At 58.9% G+C, this 11,836-nt stretch carries 12 protein-coding genes; 8 read left to right on the top strand and 4 right to left on the bottom strand.

What is annotated here, in order from left to right:
• Positions 1 to 3 precede the first annotated feature (3 nt).
• The 3 genes from GOW04_RS16655 to GOW04_RS16645 form a co-directional block, all read right to left on the bottom strand.
• Positions 4 to 1,524, bottom strand: a complete 1,521-nt coding sequence (locus tag GOW04_RS16655; protein ID WP_152460589.1) for a tripartite tricarboxylate transporter permease — start codon at positions 1,522 to 1,524, stop codon at positions 4 to 6.
• A gap of 7 nt (positions 1,525 to 1,531) precedes the next feature.
• Positions 1,532 to 2,068, bottom strand: a complete 537-nt coding sequence (locus tag GOW04_RS16650) for a tripartite tricarboxylate transporter TctB family protein (protein WP_171170060.1) — start codon at positions 2,066 to 2,068, stop codon at positions 1,532 to 1,534.
• A gap of 63 nt (positions 2,069 to 2,131) precedes the next feature.
• Entirely contained in the window at positions 2,132 to 3,061 is a 930-nt protein-coding gene (locus tag GOW04_RS16645; RefSeq protein WP_152460587.1) for a tripartite tricarboxylate transporter substrate binding protein, read from the bottom strand.
• Positions 3,062 to 3,169: 108 nt separating this feature from the next.
• Here GOW04_RS16645 and GOW04_RS16640 point away from each other — a divergent pair, with 108 nt between their 5' ends.
• Complete coding sequence (locus GOW04_RS16640) at positions 3,170 to 3,949, top strand: IclR family transcriptional regulator (RefSeq protein WP_171233310.1); 780 nt, start codon at positions 3,170 to 3,172, stop codon at positions 3,947 to 3,949.
• Positions 3,950 to 3,983: 34 nt separating this feature from the next.
• Entirely contained in the window at positions 3,984 to 5,336 is a 1,353-nt protein-coding gene (locus GOW04_RS16635) for an aminotransferase class III-fold pyridoxal phosphate-dependent enzyme (protein ID WP_152460585.1), read from the top strand.
• Between the two features lie 33 nt (positions 5,337 to 5,369).
• Here the strand turns inward: GOW04_RS16635 and hpaR are convergent, their stop codons facing one another.
• Positions 5,370 to 5,810: a homoprotocatechuate degradation operon regulator HpaR gene (gene hpaR / locus GOW04_RS16630; protein WP_171233309.1), complete on the bottom strand. Its 441-nt coding sequence runs from the start codon at positions 5,808 to 5,810 to the stop codon at positions 5,370 to 5,372.
• 105 nt (positions 5,811 to 5,915) lie between these two features.
• Between hpaR and GOW04_RS16625 the strand changes: the two genes are divergently transcribed.
• From GOW04_RS16625 to hpaH, 6 genes are read left to right on the top strand one after another with little or no spacing between them, the layout of a single operon-like run.
• Positions 5,916 to 6,314, top strand: a complete 399-nt coding sequence (locus tag GOW04_RS16625; protein ID WP_171229363.1) for a 5-carboxymethyl-2-hydroxymuconate Delta-isomerase — start codon at positions 5,916 to 5,918, stop codon at positions 6,312 to 6,314.
• 3 nt (positions 6,315 to 6,317) lie between these two features.
• Positions 6,318 to 7,826, top strand: coding sequence for a 5-carboxymethyl-2-hydroxymuconate semialdehyde dehydrogenase (gene hpaE / locus GOW04_RS16620; RefSeq protein ID WP_171233308.1), 1,509 nt, complete (start codon positions 6,318 to 6,320; stop codon positions 7,824 to 7,826).
• 54 nt (positions 7,827 to 7,880) lie between these two features.
• The gene (hpaD, locus tag GOW04_RS16615; RefSeq protein ID WP_171118157.1) at positions 7,881 to 8,723 is read left to right on the top strand and encodes a 3,4-dihydroxyphenylacetate 2,3-dioxygenase; all 843 of its coding nucleotides are present in this window, start codon (positions 7,881 to 7,883) and stop codon (positions 8,721 to 8,723) included.
• A 58-nt stretch (positions 8,724 to 8,781) separates the two neighbouring features.
• On the top strand, positions 8,782 to 10,179 hold the full coding sequence (locus GOW04_RS16610; protein WP_171233307.1) for a pyridoxal-dependent decarboxylase: 1,398 nt from the start codon (positions 8,782 to 8,784) through the stop codon (positions 10,177 to 10,179).
• Positions 10,176 to 11,030, top strand: a complete 855-nt coding sequence (locus tag GOW04_RS16605; RefSeq protein WP_171233306.1) for a fumarylacetoacetate hydrolase family protein — start codon at positions 10,176 to 10,178, stop codon at positions 11,028 to 11,030. The genes GOW04_RS16610 and GOW04_RS16605 overlap by 4 nt, the downstream gene beginning before the upstream one ends.
• Positions 11,027 to 11,827 (top strand): 2-oxo-hept-4-ene-1,7-dioate hydratase, encoded by an 801-nt coding sequence (gene hpaH, locus GOW04_RS16600; protein ID WP_171233305.1) that lies wholly within the window; start codon positions 11,027 to 11,029, stop codon positions 11,825 to 11,827. The genes GOW04_RS16605 and hpaH overlap by 4 nt, the downstream gene beginning before the upstream one ends.
• The last annotated feature ends 9 nt before the right edge of the window (positions 11,828 to 11,836 follow it).

Here is an 11,836-nt window from a genome sequence, read left to right as displayed (position 1 = left end):
GGGTTATCCTTGCTGAGTTGAGTCTTCGTCGAGAACCGGCTGCGGTCTGATACGTTCCTTGTGTTCCTTGATCAGCGAGCGAACGTGCAGCAGAAGGATCCCGAGGATCATGATGAAAAGAATTGCGGCAATCGGTCGGTCGATGAAATCAAGTGGTGACTTCACCCGCGCCATGGCGCTGCGCAGTTTGACTTCCATGATCCCGCCCAGAACCATGCCCAGAATGATCGGAACAATGGGCAGGTTCAGGCGCTTCAGGATCAGCCCGAACACGCCGAACCCGGCGGCAATGGCGCAGTCCGTGACTGAGTTGCGCAGGCTGAATACACCGACAAAGGACAGCGTCAGGATCATGATCCCCAGAAAGCGCGTCGGGATCTGAATGATCTTCAGCAGCAGGTTGGTCGAGAACAAAAGAAAGACCAGAACGATCACGTTGAGCAGGATCAGCGACATGTACAGCGCCATGACAAAATCCATCTGATCGGCGAAAAGCTGCGGTCCGGGGATCACATTGTGAACATAGAAGACCGACAGCATCATCGCGGTCAGCGCCTCGCCCGGAATACCCAGCGCCAGCAGTGGAATCATCGCAGCCCCGGGAACGGCATTGTTGGCCGCCTCGGACGCCACCAGACCTTCGGGTGACCCATCGCCGAATTTGTCCGGGTCCTCAGAGGTTTTCTGTGCGTATGTGTATGACAGGAACTGTGATGTGAATTCGCCTGTACCCGGTATCATGCCCATGAGCACACCCAGCGATGACGAAACCGTCGCGATGCGTTTCAGTCCCAGCAGCTCTTTGAGGCCCGCGAAAATGCTGCCGCGCACATGGGCTTCGCCCGGCGCGTGTTCTTTGTCGACCAGCAACAGCAGCGCCTGACTGATGGCGAACAGTCCAAGAACCACCACGATCAGATCGACACCTGACGAAAGCCAGGTTTGGTCAAAGGTGAAACGTTTGGTGTATTTGACGGGTTCCAGACCGACGGTGCTGAGGAAGATGCCGAAGAATGCCAGCATCGCGGCCGAGAAGGTTTGCCCGCGATGGGCCAGGATCACCAGAAGGATGCCCATGAGTGCGGCCAGAAAAATCTCGCGGCTGCCGAAATGCGGGGCAACCCAGGCCAATACGGGTGACAGGATGATCAGACAGAGGATCGAGAAAATGCCGCCGAAAAACGACGCCGAATAGGCCAGCGACAGGGCCCGGTGGCCCTCGCCGCGCTTGGTCATGGGATAGCCGTCATAGGTGGTCAGTGCATTGACGGCGGTACCGGGCGTGTTGATCAGGATGGCGGGGATTGCGCCGCCATACATGGACGACCCGTAGATGCCCAACAGAAGGGTCAGGCCGACGATGGGCTCGAACGCGAAGGTGGCGGGCAGCAGGATGGCAATTGCGACAGCAGCGCCGACGCCGGGCAATGCGCCGATGATGACCCCGCCCACCGATCCGATGACCAGTGCCACGACGACCTGCCACTGCGCCAGAATTGCAAAGCCGGAAATCAGATTGTCCATCTTGGCCTCACAAGTAGGTCAGCGCAAAGGCGCGCAGCCCGTCGGGCAGGTATTCGTATATCCGACCGGCAGGAATGTTCACCTGAAGCAACGCGCGGAAAACGACTGCAACGACCGCGCCGAAGGCAAGTGCAACGCAAAAAGCCCCAGGCAATCGAAACCCCAATCGTATCGTCAGCAGGGCTGCAAAAAGCATGGTCGATGGCAGGTATCCAAGCCACGGAACCGCCACGACATAGATCAGAAAATAGGCAACGTATTCGAGGGACATCAGCCAGAACGTCACCTCTCGCAGCCGTCCGGGAATGCGTGGGGACAGGAAGGAGCCCAGCAAGTGGAGGCCGCTGAACAAAACCATGCCCCAGATCGCGATCTTGGGCCACAGGGCGGGTTGCGCAAACCACTTGGTTCGTTTGACGGCTTGAGTCTCAGCGCCGATCTGGCTGAGAAGGAACAGGGAGAAGCCGAAGAAAAGGAAAGCAAAGACAATATCGCCAGGACGTCGATACCGTCGGAACATGTCTTGCAGCGTCTTTGCTATCATTTTGGCCTCCTGTTTGAATCAAACAGACCCGGCGTTGTTCGATCTGGCCGGGCCTGTTTCGGATTATTCGCCCAGAATCTCTTCGATCTTGGCGAAAGAGGCTTTGTCCTGCTCGATCTGAGCATTCGAAGCGTCCGGGTCCTGCCAGTAGATCAGGGCGCCGGTTTCCTCAGCCAGCTTCTTGGCCTTGTCCGAGGACAACGCTTTCTGCGCGGCAGCCGAGATCTTTTCACGCGCGTCGGCAGGCGTGTCCTTGTGCACGAACAGCCCGTTCCAAAGGGCCAATGGCAGATCCGGATTGAGCTCCACGATCGTCGGCGTATCCGGAACCAGTGAAATCCGCTCGCCGCCGATGCTGGCAAGGACGTTCACCTGATCAAGGCAGGGAAGGATAAGCTGTAGCGTCGTATTGATGACATCCACGTCGCCTGAGGCCAGCGTGTTGCAATCCAGGGCGTCGAAAGCCGCTTCGCTGGCAAAGTCGAACCCGCTGCTGACCGCAGCCGCAAATGTGACCTGAGTGGGGGGCAGAACCGATCCGAAATGGCCAAGCGCCACGTCATTTTCCTTGCCGTAGTCGGCCAGTTCTTCCCAATTTGAAAACGGCGCGTCTTTGCTGGCCGCGATGACGAAGGGATAGGTCAGGAAGATGCCAATTGGATCAAAAGGATTCGGGTTGAGTTCGGGAATTCCGATTTCGGGACCGATGACAGGTACGCCGATGACGAATGAGCCGATGGTGTAGCCATCCGCCGGAGCGGTTGCCACCTCGACCGCGCCGGGGAATGGGCCGCCTCCGCCGCCGGGTTTGTTCACCACAGCGGCAGGCACACCATACATGGCCTGGAATTCGTCGGCGATCATCCGGGTAAGGACATCTTCCAGATCACCCGGAGGCCAGGGGACGACAAAACTTACCGGCTTTTCAGGGTATTCAGCCAGTGCGGCAGTGGCCGAAGCCGCAAAAGCGGCGGCTGTTAGAAATTTCTTCATTGACACCTCCCGATAGTGGTTCATTATTTGAACCGCGTTAACAATAATAATGTTGCTTTGTTAAGTTAGTTCTGTCAAGTATTACCTGAGCAAGAGGACCACACGCACATGGGTACAGCCCTTAACGCCCTAAAAATGCTGGACTACTTTTCCAATGCCCGCCCAGAGATCGGGCTGAGTCACCTTGCGCGGTTGTCCGGGCTGAACAAAGCAACGGCATTGCGTCACCTGCGCGCGCTCGAGGAGTTCGGGTTGATCGAACAGAATCCGATGACGAAATCCTATGCGATCGGGCCGGCGGCTTTGCGTTTGGCCGCGCTGCGAGAGATAGCCAGGCCCGGCATCGAGGGCGCGCGCCAAAAGATGCAGGCCGCCATGCAGGTGGTCGGCGAATCCCTGCATCTGTCTTTGCTGGAGAAATCGGGGTTGCAGACGGCGCTTGTGGTGGAAACAACGCTGCACAGTGTCCGTGTCAGCCTGGATCCCAGCGAGATGCTTCCGCTCAATGCGACGGCATCAGGTCTTTGCATGCTCAGTTTCGGGCCGGCTCACCTCTTGGAGCAGTTGGATCAGCACGCGCAGGCACGGTTTACACAAGCCACGCTTACTGATCCGAAGCTTATCAAGGAGCGGGTCGCAAAGATCAGAGTTTCAGGCTGGGCCGACAGCCGTGGCAGTTACGAAGAAGGTGTTTTTGGATATGCCGCGCCGATCTTCGGCATCGATCAGGTCGCATTGGGTACCATCGCGATAGCTGTCCCGGAAACCCGGGCAACCGGCGACCGCCTTCCGGCAATACTGTCCACGTTGCATTCACTTTCGGCTGATCTGACTGCTGGTTTTGGCGGCCAGTTGCCCGACTCCTTTCCAACCGGATTCCACCCGTGACCCGGGGCGGATTCAACACTCGGAGACTCGCGACATGAAAGACTCCAACTTTCTGAAGGAAAACAACGCCCGGTACTTCTGGCACCCGATGGCGCACCCTGCCGACAGCCGGAAGAACCCACCGACCATTCTCAGCGGTGGTGAAGGGGTCAACATCACTGATGTCGATGGCCACACGGCGCTGGACGCCGTGGGGGGGTTGTGGAACGTCAATCTGGGCTATTCCTGTGAACCGGTGAAACAGGCCATAGCGGATCAGCTGAACGCGTTGCCCTATTACTCGACCTTTCGCGGCACCAGCAACGACAAGGCGATCGAGCTGTCCTATGAGCTGGCCCAGTTCTTCGAGGCCGACGGGCTGACCCGTTCATTCTTTACGTCGGGCGGGTCGGATTCGGTCGAAATTGCGCTGAAGCTTGCGCGTCAATATCACAAGGTCCGGGGTGAAGCAGGGCGCACCAAGTTCATCAGCCTGAAGCAGGGTTATCACGGCACCCATTTTGCTGCCGCCTCGGTCAACGGCAACCAGAAATTCCGCGCGGTGTATGAGCCGATGATGCCCGGCTGTTTTCACGTGCCTGCGCCGTGGACCTATCGCAACCCGTTTGACGAAACCGACCCCGAGCGTCTGGCGCAGCTTTGCGTCAAGGCGCTTGAGGCCGAGATCGCTTTTCAGGGTGCAAACACTGTGGCGGCCTTCATCATGGAGCCGGTGCTGGGGGCCGGGGGGGTGATCCCGCCGCACAAGAGCTTCATGCCCATGGTGCGCGAGGTCTGTTCGAAACACGGCATCCTGCTGATCTCGGACGAGATCATCACCGCCTTTGGTCGTACCGGCAGCGAGAGCGGTGCGCGGCACTGGGGTGTTCAGCCCGACATCATGACGACGGCCAAGGCGATCACCAACGGGTATTTCCCTTTTGGCGCGGCCATGATTTCCGGTGCGGTCGCAGAGGTGTTTGAAAGTGACACCACGGGCCTGGCGTCCGTGGATCAGGGGTACACCTATTCTGGCCATCCGGTCGGGGCGGCCGCGGCCTTGGCCGCCCTGTCCGAGATCAACCGGCTGAGGATCTGGGAAAATGCTGCTGCGCGCGGGGACGAGTTGTTTGCCGGGTTGCAAAAGCTGGCCGACAAGCATGACGCGATCGGGGACGTGCGGGGCGGCGAGGGACTGATGTGTGCATTGGAACTGGTTTCGGACCGGGCGACCAAGGCGCCTGTCGCAAAACACCTGCCGCTTCAGGTTCAGAAAGCCGCATATGAAGATGGCGTGATGGTGCGTGTGTCTGGCAACAACATCATTCTGTCGCCGCCGCTGATCGTCACTTCGGAAGATGTGGCCAAAATTCTGTCGGCGCTGGATACCGGTCTTGCCACTTTGTAGGCGGTCAACCGACCCCGTCGGAACCTGGCGGGGTCAGACTTTGATGGCTTGCAGCTCCTCGAGCAGATCCAGCAGCTGATCCAGCTTCTCCTTGCCCATCTGCGCTTCGATATTGCTGGAGATCGCAAGTGAAGTGGCCAGGTTTTCCCTGAGGATGGCGCTTCCTGCTTCGGTGATCTTGACCATGGTGCGGCGTTTGTCGTTGCTGTCCTGACGGCGGGTGATCTGGCCGTCGGCCTCCATCGTGCGCAAAATGCGGGTCACGCTGGGCAGCAGCAGGCACGCCTCGTGCGCGATGGTGCTTTGCTCCACTTCGCCCAACTCGTCCAGAACGCGCAGGATGCGCCATTTCTGCTCGGTCAGTTGGATGCCTTGCAGCATATCCCGGATCGGAGCCATGACGGTTTCACGGGCACGCAACAACGCGATCGGAAGGGACCGGGCAGTGCTTTTGGAATGGCTTTGAGTGTTCATGCGGCCTTCTAGAACGCCGTTCCGTGAATTGCAAAGATTAACAAAGCAATCTCTTGACAGGGGGTGCATTAAAAACTAAACATGTTAACTAATAAAGGAGAGACCATGCCTCACTTCCATGTCGAATATTCCGGCAATCTTGAAGACAGGATCGACATGGATGGCCTGTGCGAGTGCATTCGGTCAACGGCGGCTGGAATCGAGACCTTTCCCATGCCCGGTATTCGTGTGCGCGCGACACGGGTCGATCATTACGCCATAGCGGACGGCAACCCGGCGCACGGGTTCATTGATATCTCGATCCGCCTGCGGGCGGGCCGATCCGCGGATGTCAAAGAAGATGCGACACAGCGCATATTCGAGGCGGTCAAAACATACCTGGCGCCGGTTTTTTCACAGCATTCCATCGCGCTCTCGCTTGAGATGCGTGACATCGACCCCAAGCTGTCGCCCAAGGCCGGTACGATCCGCGACCACCTGTCGGCGACCACGCAGGAGACCTGACGCATGAGCGCACTGGACACAAACATCGAAAAGCTGAACGGCTTTCTGGGCCGGTTCCGGGAAACGGGCATCCGCAACCGTATCGCGGGTGAAGACCGGGACGGATCTGCCGGTGTGTTTCAGTCGGTCTCGCCCGTCGATAAATCCGTGATCTGTGATGTTGCCCATGGCACGGCCGATGACATCGACGCGGCAGCCAAGGCCGCCTACGCAGCCTTTGCAGAGTGGAGAGACATGCCCGCCACCCAACGCCGTCGCATCTTGTTGAATGTGGCTGATGCCATTGAAGCGCGCGCCGAGGAAATCGCACTGTGCGAGTGTTGGGACACGGGGCAGACCCTGCGCTTCATGTCAAAGGCAGCTTTGCGCGGGGCAGAGAACTTCCGGTATTTCGCGGATCAGGTGATTCAGGCGCGGGATGGGCAGCACCTGAAGTCTCCGACGCTGATGAATCTGACGACCCGTGTGCCGATTGGCCCGGTCGGCGTGATCACCCCATGGAACACGCCGTTCATGCTGTCGACCTGGAAGATCGCGCCGGCCCTGGCTGCGGGTTGCACGGTGGTTCACAAACCCGCCGAGGATTCCCCTCTGACGGCCCGCCTTCTGGTGGAAATCGCCGAACAGGCAGGGCTGCCCAAAGGTGTGCTGAACACGGTCAACGGGTTTGGACCCGACGCTGGCAAGGCTTTGTGCGAGCATGCGCTGATCAAGGCCATTGCCTTTGTGGGCGAAAGCCGTACCGGCAGTCTGATCGTCAAGCAAGGCGCAGATACCCATAAGCGCAACCATCTGGAACTGGGTGGAAAAAACCCGGTTGTCGTGTTTGATGATGCGGATCTGGAGCGTGCTTTGGATGCCGTGATCTTCATGATCTATTCGATCAATGGCGAGCGCTGCACCTCGTCTTCGCGGCTTTTGGTGCAGGACACGATCAAGGAAGACTTCGAAGCCAGACTGGTTGAACGCGTCAACAACATCAAGGTGGGCCACCCCTTGGACCCCGAGACCGAGATCGGGCCGTTGGTGACCGAAGAACACTACAACAAGGTTACGAGCTATTTCGACATCGCCAAGGAAGATGGCGCAACTGTCGCCGCTGGCGGCGTCACGGTGGGGGATGCGGGCTATTTCGTCCGGCCGACCCTGTTCACCAATGCCACCAACCAGATGCGCATCGCGCGTGAGGAGATATTTGGCCCTGTCCTGACCTCGATCCCGTTCTCGACCGAGGATGAGGCGCTGGAGATCGCCAACGACACGCCATATGGCCTGACCGGCTATGTCTGGACCAATGATCTGACCCGCGCGCTTCGGTTTACAGACAGGCTGGAGGCTGGAATGATCTGGGTGAATTCCGAGAACGTGCGTCACCTGCCCACGCCGTTCGGTGGGGTCAAGGCGTCCGGCATCGGCCGGGATGGCGGCGACTGGAGCTTTGAATTCTATATGGAACAGAAACATATCGGCTTTGCCACCGGTCAGCACGACATCATGCAGTTGGGTAAATAGATTACGCAGGCCGACCCCGGCCGGGGCAAGCCCATTACACGAGGAGGAATTGCCATGGGAAAGATAGTACAGGCCGCAAAGATCACGCATGTACCCAGCATCTGGATGTCCCACACGATGCCAAAGTACAAAGGCATCCGGCAATCCGCCATTGATGGATATGCACGCCTGCGTCAGGACGCGATCGACCGCGGGGTCGAGACGTTCATCGTTTTCGACACCCATTGGATCACCAATCAAGGGTTTCACCTGAACACGAAGGAACATCACAAGGGCCGGTTCATAAGTCACGAATTGCCGCATATGTTGGCGGATATGGAGTTCGACTATCGCGGCGATCATGAACTTGGGGAAACCATCCTTGACGTTCTGCGCGAACGGGGAGAGCGGGCGCTGGGCCATTCGCACCCCGATATGGGCATGGAATACGGCACCCTCCTGCCGATGCATTTCATCAATGATGGCGTGAATGCCCGGGTTTTGCCGGTGGCGGTCAATCAATTCTCGTCGATTGCGGAAAACCGGGCCTGGGGCGAGGCCATTGCCGAGGGTATCCGACGTTCGGACCGCAATGTATCCATTCTGGCGTCCGGCTCGCTCAGCCACGACTTTACGCCGAATGAACGCTCGGTCGACGGGCTGAATGCCGTGAATGGCGAGTTCAACCGCCAGATGGACATGCGCGTTCTGGAGCTGTGGCAGCAGGGCCGATTTGAAGAGTTTCTGGAAATGCTGCCGGACTATGCAAAAAAATGCACCGGTGAATGCGCCATGAATGACACCGCTTTGCTGTTTGGTGCGTTGGGGTGGGGAAGCTACAAGGGTGAGATCGACATTTACACCCCGTATTTCGGCAGCTCTGGCACCGGTCAGGCCAATGTCAGCTTTTCGGTGTGACGCACGCAACGGAACAAAAGGGTTTGGCGGTGATCCTGTCACAAAGGAAAGTCAGTAGATGAACTGGGACACGTTTTCGTATTGGGGTCAGCACATCTCGAAATGGGCGGCGGATTATCACAGGACACTTGCTGAACGTCCCGTGCGGGCCCAGACCGCGCCGGGGGAAATCGCGGCACAGCTTGTTGCAACGCCACCCGAGACAGGCGAGCCGATGGACGCCATCATGGCCGATTTCGAACGGATCGTGATGCCGGGCATCACCCATTGGCAGCATCCGCGTTTTTTTGCGTATTTCCCGGCCAACGCTGCGCCCCCGTCCATGTTGGCCGAGATGCTGGTGACGACCATCGCGGCCCAATGCATGTTGTGGCAGACCTCGCCTGCCGCGACCGAGGTCGAGGGCGTCATGGTCGACTGGCTGCGGCAGGCCCTCGGATTGCCCGAGGGTATGACCGGCGTCATACAGGACAGCGCCTCTTCGGCCACCTTGTCGGCGGTACTGACCATGCGGGAACGGGCCACCGGCTTTACCGGCAACCGGGAGGGCCTGAACGCGAAGGGAGCGTTGCGGATCTATTGTTCCGATCAGGTGCATTCGTCGATTGACCGGGCATGCTGGGTTGCCGGGATCGGTCAGGACAATCTGGTCAAGTTGCCCACGCAGGGGCCGAATTTCGGAATTGTCCCCTCGGCGCTTGAGGCCGCCATTCAGAATGACATCGCCGCCGGACATGTCCCGGCCGGGATCGTTGCGGTTACCGGTGGCACAGGTGTGGGGGCCTGCGATGATCTGATGGCCGTGGCTGATATTGCGCAAAAATACGACCTCTACACCCATCTTGACGCCGCCTGGGCTGGTTCGGCCATGATCTGCCCCGAATTCCGCAGGGCTCTGTGGCAGGGCGCCGACCGCTATGACAGCATCGTCTTCAACCCGCATAAGTGGATGGGCGCGCAATTCGATTGTGCGATCCAGTTCCTGAGGGACGCCACGCCGCAGCTTGATACGCTGAAAATCGAACCGGAATACCTCAAGACGACCGGAGCCGAGGTGACGAATTACTCGGAGTGGACCATCCCGCTGGGCCGCAGGTTCCGGGCGTTGAAAATCTGGTTCCTGTTGCGGTCGTATGGGTTGGAGGGATTGCGCGAACGCATCCGCAACCATGTGGCATGGGCCGGCGAACTGGCGAAAAAGATTGGTGCGATCGAGGGGTTCGAGATTACAACCGGCCCGATCCTCAGCCTGTTTTCCTTCCGCTGCCCGGGGGACGATGCTCAGCAGCAGCGTCTGGTGGACGCGCTGAATGACGACGGCCGGATTTACCTGACGCAGGGCATGTTCGACGGCCGCAAGATCATCCGCTTTCAGGTCGGGCAGTTCGATACCACCCGCGATGACGTGCTGATGGCGGCGGACGTGATCCGGGACGTGTGGGAGACCATGAAATGAAGTTTGCCACTTTCGTTTCGGGCGAAGAACGTTTCTTCGGGGCAATCACCGACGGTGGTGCCATTGCCTTGAACCAGGAATTCCCGGAACACGACAGCCTTTATGAGGTGATCGCGGCCGGGGCGTTTGATCAGCTGGCAGAGGCGGCCGAGGGCAAACCTGTCACCCATCCTGATTTCGCCTATGACATGGTAATGCCGGATGCGCGACGTATCCTTTGCGTCGGGGTGAACTTTCCTGACCGGAACGCAGAATACAAAGATGGCAGCGCGCAGCCCGAACACATGTCCCTGTTCCCGCGTTTCGCCAGTGGCTTTACCGGCCATGACCGGCCTCTGATCCGCCCGCCGGAAAACCACACGCTGGATTACGAAGGCGAAGTGGCCATCGTGATTGGCAAGGCGGGCCGCCGCATTCCGCAGCAGGACGCGTATGATCACATCGCCGCGCTGACGTTGTGCAATGAGGGAACCATTCGCGACTGGGTTCGGCACGCCAAGTTCAATGTCACACAAGGCAAGAACTGGGACAAGTCCGGGGCGATCGGCCCGTGGCTGGTTCCGTTCACGGATGCGGCTCAGCTGGATGAGGCGCGTCTTCAAACCCGTGTGAATGGCGAGCTGCGGCAGGATGATACGCTGAACCGCATGATGTTCCCGATCCGGCGCGAGATCGAATATATCTCGACTTTCATGACGCTTCAGCCCGGCGATATCATTGTGACCGGTACACCGACCGGGGCGGGCGCGCGGTTCGATCCGCCGAAATACCTGGCACCCGGTGACGTGGTAGAGGTCTCGGTCGACGGTATCGGTACTTTGCGAAACACGGTTGAGGATGAAAAAGTATGACGCCCGAAGACCATGTGCGCGCGGCCGCTGACCTGTTGCAGGCGGAACGAACGCATCAGCAGATTGGCCTGCTCAGCCTGCGCCACCCCGAGATGCGCATGGATGACGCTTACGAGGTGCAGAACGCCATCTGTCGCCAGAAACTGTCCGAAGGGCGCAAGGTGATCGGGTGGAAGATCGGCCTGACTTCGAAAGCCATGCAATACGCGTTGAACATCGACATTCCTGACAGTGGAATTCTGTTTGACGACATGGTGTTTGCACAGGGTGCCACCGTTCCGGCCGGGCGCTTCATCCAGCCCCGGATCGAGGCCGAAATTGCCTTTGTCATGAAATCGGCCATAGGCGGGGAAAACGTGTCCCGCGCAGATATCATCGCGGCGACGGATTACGTCGCGCCGTCCATCGAAATTCTGGATACGCGGATTCAACGGGTGGATCCCGAAACCGGCAAGGCCCGCACTGTTTTTGACACGATCAGTGACAATGCCGCCAATGCCGGTATCGTTTTGGGCAACGATCGCCACAGGGTGGATGCCTTTGATCTGCGATGGGTTGGCGCGCTGACCTTCCGCAATGGCGAGATCGAGGAAACCGGTCTGGGCGCGGGGGTGCTGAACGATCCGGTCGAAAGCGTCGTGTGGCTGGCGCGTCGCATGGCGCAATACGGTCAGAGCATCGCGCCGGGCCAGGTTGTTCTGTCCGGCAGCTTTATCCGCCCGGTCGAATGCCCCCCGGGAACAGAAATCCACGCGGATTTCGGGCCGTTCGGCTCAGTCGATATCAATTTCGCCTGAAAGGAGCGC

The organism is Ruegeria sp. HKCCA4812 (assembly GCF_013034245.1).
GTDB lineage: Bacteria > Pseudomonadota > Alphaproteobacteria > Rhodobacterales > Rhodobacteraceae > Ruegeria.
Note: the sequence above shows the minus strand (reverse complement) of the source record. Positions and strands in the feature narration are given on the sequence as shown.